The 17,077-nt window shown below is 60.3% G+C and carries 16 protein-coding genes; 14 read left to right on the top strand and 2 right to left on the bottom strand.

The annotated features are described in order from the left end of the window. Positions 1-17 precede the first annotated feature (17 nt). From RA302_RS24075 to RA302_RS24040, 8 genes are all read left to right on the top strand, one after another. Complete coding sequence (locus RA302_RS24075) at positions 18-977, top strand: DMT family transporter (protein ID WP_030535190.1); 960 nt, start codon at positions 18-20, stop codon at positions 975-977. Next, a complete protein-coding gene (locus RA302_RS24070; RefSeq protein ID WP_030535191.1) occupies positions 974-2,569 on the top strand; it encodes an amidohydrolase in 1,596 nt (531 codons plus the stop codon). Before RA302_RS24075 ends, RA302_RS24070 begins: the two co-directional genes overlap by 4 nt. Before the next feature lie 516 nt (positions 2,570-3,085). Next, complete coding sequence (locus RA302_RS24065) at positions 3,086-3,622, top strand: alternate-type signal peptide domain-containing protein (protein WP_050654815.1); 537 nt, start codon at positions 3,086-3,088, stop codon at positions 3,620-3,622. 3 nt (positions 3,623-3,625) lie between these two features. Beyond that, positions 3,626-4,180, top strand: a complete 555-nt coding sequence (locus RA302_RS24060) for a hypothetical protein (protein WP_030535193.1) — start codon at positions 3,626-3,628, stop codon at positions 4,178-4,180. Further along, complete coding sequence (locus RA302_RS24055; RefSeq protein WP_024488237.1) at positions 4,177-4,812, top strand: signal peptidase I; 636 nt, start codon at positions 4,177-4,179, stop codon at positions 4,810-4,812. The genes RA302_RS24060 and RA302_RS24055 overlap by 4 nt, the downstream gene beginning before the upstream one ends. Further along, complete coding sequence (locus RA302_RS24050; protein WP_030535194.1) at positions 4,805-5,401, top strand: SipW-dependent-type signal peptide-containing protein; 597 nt, start codon at positions 4,805-4,807, stop codon at positions 5,399-5,401. Before RA302_RS24055 ends, RA302_RS24050 begins: the two co-directional genes overlap by 8 nt. 7 nt (positions 5,402-5,408) lie before the next feature. Beyond that, positions 5,409-7,100, top strand: coding sequence for a signal peptidase I (locus RA302_RS24045; protein ID WP_176742026.1), 1,692 nt, complete (start codon positions 5,409-5,411; stop codon positions 7,098-7,100). 92 nt (positions 7,101-7,192) lie between these two features. Then, positions 7,193-7,759, top strand: coding sequence for an alternate-type signal peptide domain-containing protein (locus RA302_RS24040; RefSeq protein WP_051720793.1), 567 nt, complete (start codon positions 7,193-7,195; stop codon positions 7,757-7,759). A 99-nt stretch (positions 7,760-7,858) separates the two neighbouring features. Here the strand turns inward: RA302_RS24040 and RA302_RS24035 are convergent, their stop codons facing one another. After that, positions 7,859-8,566, bottom strand: a complete 708-nt coding sequence (locus tag RA302_RS24035) for a hypothetical protein (protein ID WP_141751473.1) — start codon at positions 8,564-8,566, stop codon at positions 7,859-7,861. 354 nt (positions 8,567-8,920) lie between these two features. Between RA302_RS24035 and RA302_RS24030 the strand changes: the two genes are divergently transcribed. Both RA302_RS24030 and RA302_RS24025 read left to right on the top strand, forming a co-directional pair. After that, entirely contained in the window at positions 8,921-10,204 is a 1,284-nt protein-coding gene (locus tag RA302_RS24030) for a hypothetical protein (RefSeq protein ID WP_030535198.1), read from the top strand. Continuing rightward, positions 10,201-11,589 (top strand): lipase family protein, encoded by a 1,389-nt coding sequence (locus RA302_RS24025; protein ID WP_030535199.1) that lies wholly within the window; start codon positions 10,201-10,203, stop codon positions 11,587-11,589. Before RA302_RS24030 ends, RA302_RS24025 begins: the two co-directional genes overlap by 4 nt. Before the next feature lie 6 nt (positions 11,590-11,595). On the opposite strand, the gene RA302_RS24020 is transcribed toward RA302_RS24025, so the two are convergent. Beyond that, a complete protein-coding gene (locus RA302_RS24020; protein ID WP_030535200.1) occupies positions 11,596-12,819 on the bottom strand; it encodes a cytochrome P450 in 1,224 nt (407 codons plus the stop codon). Between the two features lie 185 nt (positions 12,820-13,004). On the opposite strand from RA302_RS24020, the gene RA302_RS24015 reads away from it, so the two are divergent. The 4 genes from RA302_RS24015 (at position 13,005) to RA302_RS24000 (ending at position 17,077) form a co-directional block, all read left to right on the top strand. Then, positions 13,005-13,559, top strand: a complete 555-nt coding sequence (locus RA302_RS24015) for a helix-turn-helix domain-containing protein (protein WP_007731448.1) — start codon at positions 13,005-13,007, stop codon at positions 13,557-13,559. Positions 13,560-13,681: 122 nt separating this feature from the next. Further along, entirely contained in the window at positions 13,682-14,830 is a 1,149-nt protein-coding gene (locus RA302_RS24010; RefSeq protein ID WP_030535201.1) for a TetR/AcrR family transcriptional regulator, read from the top strand. Between the two features lie 58 nt (positions 14,831-14,888). Beyond that, positions 14,889-16,016, top strand: a complete 1,128-nt coding sequence (locus tag RA302_RS24005; RefSeq protein WP_030535202.1) for an acyl-CoA dehydrogenase family protein — start codon at positions 14,889-14,891, stop codon at positions 16,014-16,016. Next, entirely contained in the window at positions 16,013-17,077 is a 1,065-nt protein-coding gene (locus RA302_RS24000; protein ID WP_030535203.1) for an acyl-CoA dehydrogenase family protein, read from the top strand. Before RA302_RS24005 ends, RA302_RS24000 begins: the two co-directional genes overlap by 4 nt.

Raw genomic sequence — 17,077 nt, 5'->3', positions numbered from 1 at the left:
GGTGATACATTATCACCATGAGTGATGAAGTATCGCCACGCGAGCCGTCCGGCGATCAACTACGCCGTCGTGACCTGCGCGTAGTCGTCACCGGTGCATGCATCCTCGGGTTGACCTCGGTGCTCTACGAACTCTCAGGAGTGTCTCCGTCGACGGGTGCATTCTTTCGGTGTCTCTATGCGCTCATCCCTCTCGGCATGCTCGTGCTCGTTCAGCGTCGTCGGTCACCCCGGCCTTCGGTCTCGGCGCCCTGGATCGTGAAGTCTCTACTTGCCGGCGCGTTCCTCGGAATCGATCTGGTGCTCTGGCACGAGTCGATTCATTCGATCGGGGCAGGTCTTTCGACTGTGATCCTGAATTTGCAGGTGCTGTTCGTCGCAATCCTCGGCTACGTTGTCCTGCGCCAACGGATCGGCCGGGAACTGGTCGCCAGCCTTCCGTTGCTCTTTGTCGGAGTTGCTCTGGTAGCCGGGACGAGCACAACGCTCACCGGGTCGAATCCTGCTGTCGGAGTGTCGTTTGCCGTGATCGCCGCAGGCGCGTACGCGGTCTACATCTTCCTCATGGGTCTGGCTACTCGGGCGGCGGGCAGAACGGCGTTGCCGATGTTCGTCTCGACGGGAGCCACTGCCCTCACGGCAGGTGCATACGGCCTCGTGAGTGGAACTTTGGATCTGACCCCTTCGCTCGTAGCTCAAGGCTGGCTTGTGCTGCTCGCGTTGGTATCTCAGGTGATCGGGTGGCTGCTGGTAGCCAGCGCCAGTCAGCGTCTGCCTGCAAGTGCAGTCGCCGCCAGCCTCGTGTTGCAATCGGCGTCAGCACTGTTGTTCGGCGCAGTGCTGCTTGCACAGACCCCAACTCTCGTCCAACTTGCGGGTGCCGGAATGATTTTGGCCGGAGTGGTTGTGGCGACGCGGATACCCGCGAAGAAATCCTCGACGACTGTTGTCGGAAAACGAATGGAGACAAGCGTATGACCACGGCGGCTGACCACATCTACATCAACGGCGACATCAGGGCCATGGACGGTGCGGTCGGCGATAACGCCACCGCTGTGGCAGTCAAGGACGGCAGATTTGTCGCCCTCGGAACTGACGCCGAGATCTCGGCGCTGACCGATTCCGAAACCTCCGTTGTCGATCTCGCCGGAGCGGTGGTTGTGCCGGGGTTCATCGAGACGCACCTTCATCCGATGATGTGGGGTTTGATGCTCAGTGGGGTCGACGCAACGACGAATACGTGCCCGACCATCGAGAAGTTGATCACGGCGTTGGCCGCGCGGGCCGCGATCACACCACTTGGCGAGCCCATCGAAGCGTGGGGCTTCGACGACAGCCTCGTGGCGGAAGATCGAGGCCTGACCGCGGTTGATCTGGACAAGGCTTCCACCGATCATCCGATTCTGGTGCGGCACTTGTCTGCTCACGGAATCTATGTCAACTCGGTCGCACTGCAGAAGGCCGGGATCGATGCCACCACGGTCGATCCGGAGGGTGGTGTCATCGTTCGAGACAGCGACGGTGTACCCACCGGTGAACTGTGCGAGGTTCCGGCAATGTCTCTGGTGCACGGACTTGTTCCGGATATGAACCCGGATGCGTCCAAGATCGCGATGCTGCGGGCGCAGGAAGTCATGGCGTCGGTGGGCGTGACGAGTTTCCACGACATGTACGTCACGGCCGAGATGTACGAGGCGTACCGGCAACTCGACGCCGATGGTGACTTGAGGCTGCGTGCGCGCCTCTATCTCGGCCACGGGGTTCACGATCAGTTGGGTGAACTCGCCGATCCGACCGAGCGAGTTCGTGTGGGCGGCGTCAAACTCATTTCGGACGGGTCGATTCAGTTGCACACCGCTGCGCTGACCGCGCCGTACCACGATCTGGGCGGATGCCACTGCGGCGGAATGGCAATCCCGGCAGGTGCGCTCGGGGCACTCGTCGAGGAACATCACGCTGTCGGCCGACACGTTGCGATTCATACCAACGGTGATCAGGCCATCGATTTTGCATTGGACGCAATTGCAGCGGCACGGACGGCGCACCCGGACATCGAAGTTTCGCATCGACTCGAGCACGTTCAGACGTTGCGGGAAGATCAGATCGCGCGGATGGTCGAACTCGGGGTGGTGGCGTCGATCTTCGTGAACCACGTCTACTACTGGGGTGACCGGCACCGCGATCGTTTTCTCGGACCGGGTCGCGGCGAGCTGATCAGCCCCGTGGCGTCGGTCGTGGCGGCGGGGCTTGCCTACGCGCTGCATTGCGACTGCCCTGTCACTCCAGTGAACCCGCTCTTCACGATGAACACCGCCGTACATCGTGTGACGCGAGAAGGTCACGTTCTGGGTGCGGAGCAACGGGTTTCCGCGTCCGAGGCGCTGGCCGGCTACACAAGCGCAGCCGCTCGTCTCACCGGTGAGTCATCGGACAAAGGTCGGATAGCGGTGGGACTTTTGGCGGATTTTGTTGTGCTCGACGGAGATCCGCTGCGCAGCGATTCGACAGACTTGAATGAACTGTCGGTCCTGCGCACGGTTGTCGGCGGTGAGACCGTCTTCGAGGTGTAGGGCCTCCGCCTTAGTTTGTTGCTCGATTGTCGCTGCTTTCAAAGCGGAGGCAATCGAGCGATCCCCAAAACAAACCAAAAGTTTGTATAACTTGTTTCAGGTGGATTTCCGACTGTATGGACCATCCGGGCGAAGGTTACTTCAGCAAACGGGTTGCAACAAAGTGCTGCGTCTTTTAAATGATCCAGGTGAGAGGCGATTCTGTAGTCAAGTTCAGGTTTCAACAAGGTTCTGGACATTCGACCAGCTTTTCGCCAAAAATTCCTGATACGTGTGGTAAAAATCTAAACGACGCAAGCGGACGTCGACAGCACGAGAGAGGAATGACCCGTTCGCGAGAACGGCTCGCAATCTTTCCGCAACATGCTCTCGCTCTGCACTTACCGCTACGACCCCTCACTGACCACGGATGAACGAAACCCTCTGCCCGTACCAGGGCGCACATGACTGGATCCGACCAGCTTTCTCACCCTGCAAGCTCCCCGCCACGGGGACCAGACGAAAAGAGTGTTCTCCATGAACAAGGCAACCAAGGGCGCAGTCGCGGCCGGTGCAGCAGCACTTCTCCTCGCCGGTGGCGCGGGAACCATGGCGGCGTGGAACGCAAACGCACCGATGACCGGCGGAACGATCAACTCAGGTCATTTGACGCTGACAGCGTCGGGAACTCCCACCTGGTCAGTGAATGGCACGGCCCTCGCGCCTGGCGCAATCGACACCTACAAGGTAGTTCCAGGCGACAAGGTTGTGTACTCGGGCAAGGTCACCATCGGCGCTGTGGGTAACAACCTGAGCGCGACGTTGAAGGCCGACCTGTCCTCAATCGGAGGAACCTCCACCTTGCCGACCGAGATGGCGCCTGTTGTGACCGCCAGCGTCGGTGCCGCCACCCTCCCGACCAACGGAACCGGTGTTGCGATCACGTCCGCTAACAACGGTGATCTCGTCGATGTGAATGTCTCGTTCGACTTCACCAAGGCTGCTGCAACCAATGGTTCGCAGGATGGTTCGATCAGCTTGGCGAACTTCAACGTCACTCTCGATCAGGCATAAGTCTTGCGTAAGCACTACCGTTGGTGGGCAACCGCCGCCGCGCTGGTCATCGGACTGATCTTCGTATCGGTGCAGCAGACCAGCGCGCGGTGGACGGCCGCTGAAACACTGTCCGGTGGCACGATCCAGTCCGGGATCCTCGACCTGACGGTGGGCAGTGCCGGGAGCGGCCAGAGCAGTTACCACTTCACTGCTCTGGGCGCCACCGGTATGTTCCCCAACGCATATGCACAGGCTCCGTTGACAGTTCACAACTCCGGTAGCGTTCCACTCAATTACCGGATCCAGAACGTCACGCAGTCTTCCGCTGATGTTCCGCTCGCGTTGGTAGTGACGCCAGTGGCTACCGAAGCCGGTTGCCCTGCCCAGGGCGCAGCTGCCGGCACCGCGATCTACGACGGTCCCATGGTCGGCGCTCAGGTACCGACAGCTTCGGGATGGCGCACGGTTGCTGCCGGCAGTACCGAAATCTTGTGCCTGCGTGGCACTGTCGGTCCTGACGTCGCATCGGGTGTTTCCACGAGCGTGCATTTCTCGTTCGAAGCGGAGTCGGTATGACGCACGCAGTGAAGGGTTCTGATCAGAGAACCGGCGCCTGGTGGTGGATCCGCAATATTGTCTCGTGGGCTCTGCTGCTGGGTGTTCTGGCGATTCTGTTGTCGACGGTCGTTGTTCCACGTTTGACGGGGTCGACGCCCTTCACTGTGTTGACCGGTTCGATGCAGCCCACCTATCCACCCGGCACCCTTATCGTGGTGAAACCGCAGGACGCTGCCCAATTGCAGGCAGGTGATGCGATCACCTACCAAATCGAGTCGGGGAAGCCCGATGTGGTTACGCACCGAATCACGATGGTGCGACTCAACTCCGCCGGTGATCTCACCTTCGTCACACAAGGCGATGCAAATCCGATAGCGGATCAGAATCCCGTTGTACCGGAGCAGATTCGCGGCAAGGTGTGGTACAGCGTGCCGTACATCGGGTACGTATACAACGCCATCACGGGGCAGATGCGCTCGGTGATGCTGACGGTTGTCGTCGGCGCACTGTCGATCTATGCCGTGTTCATGTTCGTCGGATCGGTCCGTGACCGTACCCGGCGACGTTCTGCGTCTGCAGACCCCCAACCTTCCGAACCGAGTGCGCCGGCGCCTCGAGTTGAGCAGCAAGAAAGGCACAGCCATGTCTAAGCACGAGGAGCAGCAGGCGCCCGCCTCGCTCGGTACACGTCTGGTCGGGGGCGCAACCAGCGGCCGCGCACGCGCGATCATGTCGGTGGGAATTGTTCTGGGCCTCGGTGCCGTTGGCACTCTTGCTGCGTGGACTGACAACGCTACAGCGACTTCCGGCGTATTCAGCACCGGTTCGATCGAGATGAAGCTCAACGGTGACCCGGGAGATCCGACTGCTTACGGCTTCACCGCGTTGACCAAGACGGGCATGATGCCCGGCGACAGTGTCACGGCAACTCTGCCTGTACAGAACACTGGCGCGGCACAGTTCAAATACACCATGGCAGCAACCGCAACAGGCGAGGCCGCGCTTGCCCCGTTTATGAAGGTGACTGTTCTCGATCAGAGTTGCACAACCCCGATTGCCGGCCCGGTCGGCTTGTCTACGACTGCCGCGACTCCGATCATCACAACAGGACGTCAGTTGGCTGCGAATACAGGTTCTGAGACGCTGTGCTTCAAGGTTGCGCTCGATACGGGAGTGCTTTCGGCACAACAGAACAAGTCGATCAATGTTTCATTCCAGTTCGCGGCGACGACAGCCTGAGGTGACCATGTCTGATCACACAACTCCCGGCAGTTCGAGATCGGCACGTGCCGGTCGCGAACTCGCGCTGACAATAGGGGCGGTGGCTGGACTCATCTGTGTTCTCGCCGCCGCGGCATCGATGCTGTTCGGCATCAAGCCGCTCGTCTTTCGCTCGGGTTCGATGTCTCCCGAAATCACCACTGGCTCCCTGGCATTGGCCCGAACCGTGCCCGCCACCGACCTCTCAGTGGGCGACATCGTAAGCGTCGTCAACGGACAGGGCACGCGCATCACACACCGCGTGTACGAACTTGACCAGCAGGCTGGTAACTCCGTCACGGTGACTCTCAAGGGTGACGCAAATGCCAAGCCAGACGTGGAGCCCTACTTCGTCACCGAAGCCGACCGCATTTTCTTCAGCGTCGGGGGCCTGGGCTACGCAATTGCTTGGCTCTCCAGCCCACTCGCGATCTTCCTCGGCGGAGCGTTGGTCGGCGGATTGGTGATCATTGCCTTCCGGCCCAACTCTCGCCGCAAGGATTCGGATGACGGTCCGAGTGGAGGAGTTGGCAGTGTGGACACGGAAGCCGCTGCAACGATGGAGTTTCCGATGGTTTCTTCGAACAGCGGGACAGGCGGACATCGCTCGGCGTTCTCGCTCCGAAAGCTTGCGGTTCTCGGTGTTTCGGCATTTGCACTGATCGGTGTTACGCAGGTGAGCGGCACCGCAGCGGCCTTCACAGACACTGCCGTCGCAACGAGTGGTGCCATTACCGTGAGCGGGAAGATCAATCCCGCAACGAGCAGCGTCAGTTGCACGACAAACGGCATAGGTGGCTCTCAATCGTCCACTGTTAAGTGGAGTCACATAGGTCCCCAATATCGCTACGAGGCGCGGTACTACAACGGAAACTCGTTGATGAAAACATGGGGATACGATCCCGGTGTTGGTGCCGCAGTAGGAACCCAGGTCTCATCCACTATCTACTACACAGATGCTGGTTACAGCGTTTTCAACTCATACACGTACACGCTTCGCATCTACACGATCAACCGAATCACGGGCGAATCGTCAACGGACTGGCGAGGGTGGAACCTACGCCAACCTGCGTCTCAGACAAGCATCTATTGCCAAGGTGAGGCAGGCTCGATCGCCGGCGCGGCTGTCGCTGAAACTGAGCAGCTTGCTCGCGGAGTTGCTCCGACAACCGCGACGGCTGCCGAGACCACCACGTCCAGTACACCGACAACGACAGGCACGTCGACGACGACTCCCACTACGGCTGACGTGACAACCACGACCGGTCCCACCACAACAACGGAGACCTCGACCCGCACTACGACTCAGTCGACAACTCCGACAACGACAACGGATGCAACGACGACAACGGATGCAACCACGACAACCAGCACGACCACGAGGGAAGCGCCGGTGGCATTGGGTGCGGCCGAGACGTCGCTGACTGGCTACGACGCAACGTTGATGCAGGACGGTGCCAGCGTCGCGGTGGTGGTCACCGACAGTTCGGGTGCAGAAGTGTCGAGCATACCGGTGAGCGCCACTGCAACCGTGATGTGGCAGTCCGATGCAGACGAGCTGTGGATCGTGGACGGCGCCAACGTCTATCGCGTCAACGCCGCAACAGGGGTCTCGGAAAAGAACCCCTCCGGCGAAGCTCCCGCAGAGATCGCTGCCTGGATCGACGGGCAGAAGTGATGAATATAGAAGAGACGGAATTCGGGAACGGGAGAGTTCGAATGAATAATCGCATCGTTCCCGCAAGTCGATGGAATACGCGACGTACCAAAATGATCGGCACATCGCTGGTCATGCTCGGAGGGGCGGCATTCCTGACTGGCTGTGCTGATACCGGCTCATTGGGTTCGTCCGGCGGCGGTAAGCCCACCACGACCACGTCCGTTCCGGCCACAACTACGCCTGTGGTGACTACTCCGGTCGAATCCGGTTCGTTGGCGCTGAAAACCGTCACCGCACCTAGCTGGACGGATCAGAACGGTCCGATCGATCTGTCGACGATGGTTGTCGTGCCGGGCGACGTTCTGACCTACCACGCCAGTTTCGCGTTGGAGATCAAGGGAACTGGAATGAAGGCAAAGCTGTCGACCAGTGATCTGGGTGTCTCCGGTGGAGCTGCGCTGGTTGCCCAGCTGAAGCCGGTCACCGAAGTCAAGCTCGACGGGGTGCCAGTGCCTGTCGGTGCCGACGGAACTGTGGTCAGTACGGCGAAGGACGGCAAGATAGTCGACGTGGCAATACGTTTCACCTTCGACAAGGATTCCGCGACAGCGTTGTCGATGGATCAGTCGTTGAACTTGGCGCGATTCGACGTGAATCTGGTGCAGATTCCCGCATGATGTCGGTGCGGACAACACGAGCGCTGTAGCTGTTCAGAAGTGAGGCCGGGTAGCAGATTTGCTACCCGGCCTCACTTTGTGAATTGTTGTAGGGGGCGGTTATCCGATGAATGTGACCGACTTGCCGAGCGATCCGACATCAAGCGATCCGGAGCTGGCAGATCCGGTCTTCACTGATCCGGTGTCGAGTGAACCGAAGCTCGCCGACCCCAAATTCAGGGAACCGAAATCGAGTGATCCGGTTCCGCCGGGCGTGACGGGTGTATCGGTGGAATCGAGTGTGAGGTCCACACTCCAGTTCGGCGTAATACTGCCGTTCTGCGAAGAATTCCCTGCCTCGACGGGCATTCCGATCACGAAGGCAACCTTGGCACTTTGGCCCGGTGCGAGGCGGACCGAGTTCAACTGGGTCCCTGGTGTGGCGGCATTGCCGGTGGCGGTGAGCGGATTGCCGGTGACGCCGTTTACGTCGACACGAAGGAAGGCTTCCATGCCGTCGCTGATTTCGTAGTCTCCGACGTAGAAGTGTGCCTCACCTGCGCGGTCCGATGCGTTTCGGACGTAGAATGTGGTTGTGTTGGTCCCACCCGGGATGAGTATGTCTGTGCTCCAGACGATTTTGGAAGTATCTCCCCAGGTCGAGTTGTCTGCGGAGTACTCGATGATTCCACTCTCACCGTCCGCTGCGTGAGCGAGCGACGGCATCAGTGCTCCGCCCACCAGTGCAAGTACGAGGGCCGTGAGTATCCCTATGACTGTGCTCCATAGCGCGCCAGGCTTTCGAGATGAGTAACTGGTAGTTTTCATAACCCGAATTCTAGTCGGACAAACGTCCAAGCGTGAGGAGTTGTGAGAGTTAACTGTCTGTTGTGCAACCATTTTCGGAAGTTTGATCAATAATCTGCGAGGGAGCTGAAAATGAACTGTAATCGGAGTGGATGCGACACGTAGATTGGGGCGCGGATAGCTGGACGATCGCTTGTCGAGTGGGTTTCGATGCCGACTATTCGGGGTAAAAGATTCTCATCTGCAATGGCTTCAGTCGCTGCAGAGATGTTGATTCGGAATTTGGATTTTCTCCCAGATTCAGTTATCTTACTGCAAAGTAGGTAGGATTCGGCAATCGATCGGGGCGGTGCCGACCTGAGTACAGGGATCGATATGCGGATGAACCTGGGGGCAGGTGTTCGGCGACGTCGTTGGGCGCGCGACGTATTGGCAGCCGCGACGGCATGTGCGCTGGCGATGTCCGCGTTGCTCTCGGTACAGATTTCAGCGTCGGCGTCCGAGCTGGACGAGTACGTGAATTTGCCTTTGGTGAATCGGAATGCCGAACACGGTCCGGGCGGTGTCCATCCCGCGTTGCCGACTGATCTCGGCACCTTGCAAGCCCTTGTGGAAGAAGCCCGCGCCAGTGGTCGCAGTCCGGAATCCTATGCGGCCTTGCTGTTTCAGTATCGATTGGTCGCTGCCACGGAAGCCGCCGGAATCGATCTCTCATCGTGGAATCCGCGCGCCGGAGTGTCGGCTAATCGCACGAACCTGGTGAAGTCGTACCGCTACTACGAGGATCTGCAACTCGGTCACCCGGAATTGCAGTGGGCGGGCATGGGCGGACAGGTTGGTGCGGACTTCGGCGGAGGACTGATCGACTTCGAACTGATGGCGGACATGTACTCGTTTCCGAATCTGCAATATGTTGCCAATTCGATAGTTTCTCAGGTCACGGATCAGGTTGGCGTGCAAGCGCTGAACCAATTGCCGGCAGGGCTGCGCGCGCTCGCCGCGGTGGGCAGGAACGTCACGGCGGACGACTTGGATTATGTGCTGGGGATGATCCTGGTGATGCAGAAGAACATCTTCTCGGATCTGATGCCGATGCATCAGGCATACGTGGATGAAGGACTTCCCGCGCTGGAGGAAATGCAGAGTGCCGGAATGTTCGGTCAGGATGTCATGGACGCCTGGCGTGATGTAGCTTCCGGCGATTCGAATCGGATTGCACGTGGGAACGTAGCACTGCTCCAACGTGAGCAAGGGGTGATCATCCGCGACCAGTGGGATACCGTGCGCGCCTACAAAGGTGATGTGGGAGAAGCGATCACCTACGCATCGACCGTTGCCGGCTCGCCCTCGGTCGCCGGCGTGGTCCCGCCTCGCTCGTTCCGGCCCCTCGAGTTCACGACGACACTTGCCGACGGACGCACCGCGACAGTGACACTGCCCCTCCCGGATTGGAACTGGTCGGTGTACGAGGAACGGTGGGACTACATCACCTCACAGCTCTTGCCGAAGTACCGAGTGATGGTCGAAGAAGATTGGCCACGGCTCGTAGCCACATTGAGTGTTCCCTACGAAATTCAATTGGAGAGTCACCGCCCGATGGTGACCCTCCCACAAACGCTCGAATCGGCCCTCTCCAGTTTGAAAGTGACGGTTCAGTGATGTCGGGTGCCAGATTTCGAAGGTTTTCCCCGCTGGTAGCGCTGACCGTTGCGCTGGTTCTGCCTGCGACTGCTGGGGCCGAGGCCCCAGGCAGTGGTGTTCCAGACGATGCGCAAGCTCCGGTATCCCAGGAGTTTCGGACCGATACTCCCACTCTGGGAGAGATTTTCAACGGGTTCACGGTCGGTGCGCTCAGGTCGGGGGAGTTCGCGTCGGAAGAGGAGATCTTCACTGCGCTCACCGCCGATGATCCGTTTTACGACGAGCCGGTGTTGATCGGCGTCGAGCGTCCCGGTGACCTCCTGAAGTCGAAGAAGGTGGATGTACTGTTCACGGGATACAAACCGGGACAGCTCGACGCCTACAAGATCATGTACGTCACAACCGGAATCGACGGTTCGACGCCGGTGGTGAGCACCGGGATCATGATGATCCCGATCGACGGAACACCGGCATCGGAGAAGAAGATCATCAGCTATCAGGAGGCCAACGACAGCGTCGGCGGCTACTGTCATCCGAGTTCACACTGGACCGGCGGCGATCCGCTGGACGGCGCCTCCTGGTCGGCCTTGGGTCCGCTGGCGCTGATGTTCGGAAAAGGTTATGCCGTAGTAATTTCCGACGTCGGGAACAACGGAGACCGTGATCCCCACGGGGTCTTCGCGGGCAAGTTCGCGGGGCACGCGCAGTTGGATGCTGTGCGCGCAGCATTTCAGCTGCAGGATTCCGAGCTGAATCCTGAGGCGGAGATTGCGTTGTTCGGAATCGCTGGTGGTGGAGTCGGTACTGCATTCGCCGCCGAATCTGCGCAGTCCTACGCACCGGAACTCGACATCGTCTCGACAGTCCTCGAGGGAATGGTGATCAAGCCCCGAACATTCATGGAGACAACAGATTCCTCGGTCGGCGCAGGCTTCGGATTTGCGACGCTCCTCGGTCTCGAACCGTGGTATCCCGAGATGAAGTTGAACGACAAGCTCAATCCCGTGGGCCGAGCGATTGCCGACGTGTACCGGGATGAGTGCCAGATGCCGGCGTACTTCACGCTTCCGTTCGTACCGCTGGCGAGCCTTTTCGAGCCGGGGATCGATCCGATCACAGAACCCAGTTTCCAGCGCGCGTACGACGACAACGTACTGGGCCACGGTGCTCCGGCGTCGAAGGTATTGATAACGTCGTGCGCAAAGGACGACTCCCCGATGTCACTTGTACCGGCAGCTGATGCGCGAGAACTGGCGGACACGTACAGGAGTGGAGGGACCGACGTGAGCTACCAGCCCACCGACTGCAGTATGGACCGCGCATTCACGAATCCATACGGTTGGGGAACTGATCTGTTCGGAATGCAGACGATCGACTGGATAGCCCACAATTTCGACAACTGAGTGAAACTATCCGGTGACAGCGAGACACAAACTCTGATGGCGGCGTACGAACATGCTGGGGACCCAACGGGGTGGGGATTCGGAATCGATTGTGAAGTGCGCACTGTTTTCGAGAAGGACTGCGATCGCGATCTTTGCTTCCAGACGAGCCAGCGCGGCCCCGACACAGAAATGTGCTCCTTTGCCGAAGGCGAAATGTGCTCGGGGATTGACTCTGTCGAGGTTCATCACCCGTGGTTCGACGAACGACTCGGGGTCGCGGTTCGCCGAACCCCACAGCAGTATGAGATGACTGCCGGCGGGCAGTGTCATGCCACCGAGTGTCGTGTCCGCGTTGACATGTCGGTGATGTCCGCGAAAGGGTGACTCGAGCCTGAGCGTTTCTTCCAGGAACGCGCCCACGAGTAGAGGGTCCTCGCGCAGCTGCGTCTGAATCTCAGGTCGCTCGGCGAGCAACCGTGCAGAGTTGGCGATCAGTCCGGCGGTCGATTCGCCACCCGCACCGACGAGTTGCACCAACATCAGCACGGCCACGTCTTCGCTGAGTTCGCCTGCGTCACAGCAACGGACGAGGTCTCCGAGTAGATCATCCACCGGGTGAGCCCGTGCCTCACGAAACTTGCTGTAGAGGTACCCGGTGAGTTCGGCCGCCGAGGTGACGACGCCTGTCAACCGTTCTGCGGTCACGATGCCGCTGAGAAGTTCGGTGCTGTCGTACGACCACGCCAGCAATTGGGGGACGTCGTGTGCCGGCAGGCCGATCAGCGTGGCAACCATCTGCAGCGGCAGCGTGTCCGCTACCGACGTGACCCATTCGATCCGTCGACCGTCGAAGCCGTTGTCCCACAACTGCTGCGTGTACTCGGTCATCACCGGCTCGAGTGCTCGTATACGTTTGGCGACCAGTGTCGGCAAGACAAGTTTGCGCTGGTGTTGATGGTCGGGCTCGTCGGCAGTCGCGAGAACGTGAACAGCTTGGCCGCCGCCGTTCATGTCGAAGGTCACGGCCGAACCGTCCGGTGTACGAACCAGCACGCCGGTGAGGTTGTTAGAGAAGTCGCCGGTACGGGAAACGGCTTCGGTGACCAATTCCCACGTGGACACCAGATAGAAGTCGGTATCAGGAATGCGGTACACGGGGTGCTCGCGCCGGAGTACGTCGTATAGCGGGTACGGGTCGTCGATGTTCGACGGCAGGAAAGGGTTGATGTCGAGCGTCGATGGTGTCACGAAGGGAAGATTTCACGGCCGTCGAGGAGAAGTCAACAGGTGGAACATGCCTCTGAACTGGCATTTTGAGAAAATCTCACGCACTTCAACCCCCTCGTACTTCTTCCAGGTCAGAGGCTCGCGGCCTTCCATAGCCTTGAGATTTCTGATTGAATCTGTCTCAGAGTGAGACGAGGTGACGGAGAGTGACCGGTGCAAACGAGCGCCGCGCCGCCGACTGGTTGGCCGGCGGTAACCGCCGTGAACTCGCAACCGAGCGCATCTTCGCGGCTGCGGCAGAGCTGATTCGAGAACAGGGATTCGATAGGTTCAACGCCGACGACGTCGCTGCCCGCGCAGGCTGTTCGAGGGCAACGCTCTACCGCTACGTAGGTGGCAAGTCCGCGATCCGCGAGGGGTTGTTGTCACGAGGCGCGGCATCCGTGGCGAGCCAGGTCGCAACCGCCGTCGAATCACTGCACGGCGACGAGCGCATCGTGGAGTCGATCCTCGTCGCCGTCGACGCGATCAGATCCGACGCTGCCATGAGCCACGGCCTTGCGGCAGCGCGGGCCAACGGAATCGACGAGTATCTCGTGTCCTCGCCGTTGCTCCCGCGTACTGCACTGGAACTTGCAGGATTGGATCCTGAAGGTCAAGAGTCGCAGTGGGTGGTTCGGATCGTGTTGATGCTGTTGGCGTGGCCGCTTGCAGACAGAGCCGCCGAACGAGGGATGGTCGAGTCGTTCATCTACTCCTGAGCGGGATTCCGTGTTCGTGAACGGTGCATCGGATCGTCGCTGCTGTAGACGGTTCGGTTCATTGCTTCATTCCTCGGCTCGGTACTCTGAGCTTGTCCGCTGCCGCGAAGGAGAGAGTCACGATGGTCGTACGCAGGCCCCGCGACCGTAAGCAGCAGATTCTTGCGGCTGCAGGTGAGCTTTTCCGTGAGCACGGTTATCACAACGTGTCTGTCGCTCAGGTGGCTGCTGCAGTTGGAATCACGGCACCTGCGCTCTATCGGCACTTCAAGAACAAGCCGGATCTCCTCTACGCCGCGGTCAACGCAGGCATCGAATCGCTCTACGATCGGGTCGCAGGTGCCGAGGATCTGAAAACACTGATCACCGAACTTGCGGCATCGGTGTCCAAACGTCGGGGTCTGTCGCTCCTGTGGCAGCGAGAGGCACGCTATCTGCCTGACGAGCAACGTGAGGAAATGCGTTCGACCCTCAAGAGTGCAGCTTCGCGCGATGCAGCGCTGATCCGAATTGAGCGTCCCGACCTCGACGAGGAAGACAGCTATCTGCTCGCCTGGGCTGTCATCGCAGTCTTCAACAGTGTGTCTTCGCATCGAGTGTCCTTGCCGAGGCGTCAGATGGAACTGCTGCTTGTCGAGTTGGCAGACCGCGCTGCATACGCGGAACTGGGTCGCTCAGAAGTGAAAGTCGTGGCGGCAACGGGTCACCTGCCCGTTGTGATACCCAGACGTGAACTCTTGTTGACCGAAGCAATTCGGCTGTTCGACGAGCGTGGATATCAAGCAGTCAATACCGAGGACATCGGTGAGGCTGCAGGGACGACAGGCCCGAATGTGTACAACCACTTCGATGCCAAGATCGACCTGCTGATCTCCGCGGTCGCGAGGGGCGGCGAGCGTCGCCGGCTCGGCGTTGCACAGGCTCTCGGCGCCGCAACCGGCCCGGAGGACGCGCTGTCCGGATTGCTTGCCGCACATATCGATTTCGCGATCAACGAGCGTCATTTGATCGGGTTGTTGATCAGCGAACTCGACCAATTACCGGACAAGTTCCGCCGCACGTGTGAACAGAATCAACGTGAGTACGTCGCGCTATGGGTCAAGATGCTCGAAGAAGTCCGTCCGGGCCTCGAGTCCGCCACCGCCAGGATCACCGTCAATGCCACTTTGACAGTTGTGGAGAACGCCGTCCGAATCGGCCGGCTTCGCCGTCGCGACGACCTGTCGGACAGACTCTTCGAGATCGGCTGCGCCCTGCTGCTGGGCGCATGAAAAATTCGGGTAAGCGCCACGGGCGGCGGATCGACTCACGAAACTGATCGGAGACGTCATGCGTTTCGACGCAACAGAACTGACGATCGAGGAGCTTGCTCTTCAGGCTGACGTGCGGGAGTACCTCGACAAGCGACTCACCCCCGGTACCTACTCGCTCGGACTCGGGATGGCCGGGGCGGTGGATCCGGTGTTCTCGCGAGATCTGGGTCGACGTGGGTGGCTCGGCATGTCGCTGCCGAAGGAATACGGCGGGGGCGGACGGTCAGCAGTGGATCGATTGGTCGTCGTCGAAGAACTTCTCGCGCGGGGAGCGCCGGTCGGCTATCACTGGATCGGAGACAGACAGTCGGGTCCGAGCATCGCCGCCAACGGCACGGAAGAACAGAAGCGGTACTTCCTTCCCGGTATCGCGAGCGGTGAGTTCTCGTTCTCGATCGGGATGAGTGAGCCCGACTCGGGTTCGGACCTGGCATCGGTGCGCACTCGCGCCGAACGTGTCGATGGTGGCTGGAAAGTCAACGGCACCAAGATCTGGACCACCGGCGCCTTCCACGCCACACACATACTCGCCCTGCTTCGAACCTCGGCAGACAAGCACAACGGACTCACTCAGCTGATCGTCGATCGCGACAGCGAGGGTCTGACCGTCTCACCCATTCCGTTCATCGACGGTAGTGAGGACTTCTGCGAGGTGTCGTTCCAGGACGTTTTCGTGCCGGATTCGCGTCGCCTCGGAGACGTCGGAGCGGGCTGGGGACAAAACACCGGTGAACTCGCACTCGAGCGAGGTGGCGTCGACCGTTGGATGTCGCTGATGCCGGTCCTCGAGAACTTCGCGGCCAACCAAGCAGCGCAAGGCGGTCCAGCTGCCCTCGCCGATCTGGGCTCGATTACCGCACGCTGCTGGGCTTTTCGCGGGATGTCGCTGTCCATCGCACGGATGGTCGACGCCGGTCGCTCGCCGGTCACGGAGGCCGCGCTGATCAAGGAGATGGCAACACGCTTCGAACAGGACTGTGTTGCGACCGTCGCGCGGCACCTCGGCCGGGCTCCGGACCTTGCATCCGACGATCCGTACGAGTCGCTGCTCGCCCGGGCCGTGCTGGTGGCGCCGTCGTGGTCGATTCGCGGCGGTACCAACGAAATTCTCCGCACCGTGATCGTGAAAGGGTTGGACCGATGAATTCGGGGTCACAGATCAACGCGTATACATTCGACGCCGACCTCGAATCGATGGTCGAGCAATTTTTCGCCGAGAAGTCCGGCACCGAGGTGGTAGCGCAGGCGGAGATCGGCGGTCTGCCCGCCGGATTATGGAGCGCGGCAGTCGAACTAGGGTTACCTCTGGTCGGTCTTCCCGAATCGGTTGGTGGTTCCGGTGGCTCGCTCCTCGACGCCGTGACTGTCCAGCGCGCGGCGGCGAGGCACGCTGCGCCGCTGCCGCTCGCCGAGACGTACCTCGCGGGCAGGCTGGCAACAGCGGGCGGGTTACCCGTGCCCTCCGGAATCGCAACGGTCGCCCCGGGTTCGCCGCGCGACGATGTGCGCCGGACCGACGACGGTTTCCTGTCGGGAACCTTTCACGACGTGCCGTGGGGTAGTGCCGCATCAGTGCTGGCAGCAGTTCTCGGTGATCGCGTCGTACTCCTTGACATCTCCGACGCCGAGATCGGTGGCGGGACGGATCTTGCGGGGCAACCGCGTGAGAGCCTGACGTTCTCCGAAGCGCGGACCATTGACGGCGACAACCCGGTCGATGCCCGGATTCTCAGCAAGCTCGGCGCGTTCTTGCGCTCGGTGCAGATGTCGGGAGCGATGGAGTCGGCGTCGACGTTGACCCGGCGCTATGTGTCCGACCGGGTGCAATTCGGTAGGCCCGTCGCGCAGTTTCAAGCAGTCCAGCAGCATATCGTGACGCTTGCTCAGATGGCTTCGATGTCCACGCTGGCCGTCGATCGCACTGCACATGCACTCATCAGAGGCGACGCCGACTTCGAAGTGAGCGCAACCAAATTGGTGGTTTCGCAGAATGCGCTCGTGAGCGTCCGCGCCGCCCACCAGGCACACGGTGCAATCGGCATGACCCGCGAATACCGATTGCAACAACTGACGCGTCGACTGCACGCCTGGCGATCGGAGTTCGGCGACGAAATCGCGAGTGCGACGCAACTAGGAGAGGCCGTAGCGGCGTCGCCGTCACTGCACCGCTTGATCACCGACCCAGAACCGACATTGAAGCTGTAA

Origin of the sequence: Rhodococcus sp. DN22, assembly GCF_036669995.1 — a bacterium.
GTDB classification, from domain to species: Bacteria; Actinomycetota; Actinomycetes; order Mycobacteriales; family Mycobacteriaceae; genus Rhodococcus_F; species Rhodococcus_F erythropolis.
Note: the sequence above shows the minus strand (reverse complement) of the source record. Positions and strands in the feature narration are given on the sequence as shown.

What these genes read in the sequence shown, in the direction of transcription:
- RA302_RS24010 (WP_030535201.1), top strand. Translation starts at nt 13,682, where the DNA reads ATGGTCGTACGCAGGCCCCGCGACCGTAAGCAGCAGATTCTTGCGGCT.
- RA302_RS24035 (WP_141751473.1), bottom strand. Translation starts at nt 8,566, where the DNA reads ATGAAAACTACCAGTTACTCATCTCGAAAGCCTGGCGCGCTATGGAGC.
- RA302_RS24070 (WP_030535191.1), top strand. Translation starts at nt 974, where the DNA reads ATGACCACGGCGGCTGACCACATCTACATCAACGGCGACATCAGGGCC.
- RA302_RS24065 (WP_050654815.1), top strand. Translation starts at nt 3,086, where the DNA reads ATGAACAAGGCAACCAAGGGCGCAGTCGCGGCCGGTGCAGCAGCACTT.
- RA302_RS24040 (WP_051720793.1), top strand. Translation starts at nt 7,193, where the DNA reads ATGATCGGCACATCGCTGGTCATGCTCGGAGGGGCGGCATTCCTGACT.
- RA302_RS24050 (WP_030535194.1), top strand. Translation starts at nt 4,805, where the DNA reads ATGTCTAAGCACGAGGAGCAGCAGGCGCCCGCCTCGCTCGGTACACGT.
- RA302_RS24075 (WP_030535190.1), top strand. Translation starts at nt 18, where the DNA reads ATGAGTGATGAAGTATCGCCACGCGAGCCGTCCGGCGATCAACTACGC.
- RA302_RS24045 (WP_176742026.1), top strand. Translation starts at nt 5,409, where the DNA reads ATGTCTGATCACACAACTCCCGGCAGTTCGAGATCGGCACGTGCCGGT.
- RA302_RS24030 (WP_030535198.1), top strand. Translation starts at nt 8,921, where the DNA reads ATGCGGATGAACCTGGGGGCAGGTGTTCGGCGACGTCGTTGGGCGCGC.
- RA302_RS24055 (WP_024488237.1), top strand. Translation starts at nt 4,177, where the DNA reads ATGACGCACGCAGTGAAGGGTTCTGATCAGAGAACCGGCGCCTGGTGG.
- RA302_RS24005 (WP_030535202.1), top strand. Translation starts at nt 14,889, where the DNA reads ATGCGTTTCGACGCAACAGAACTGACGATCGAGGAGCTTGCTCTTCAG.
- RA302_RS24000 (WP_030535203.1), top strand. Translation starts at nt 16,013, where the DNA reads ATGAATTCGGGGTCACAGATCAACGCGTATACATTCGACGCCGACCTC.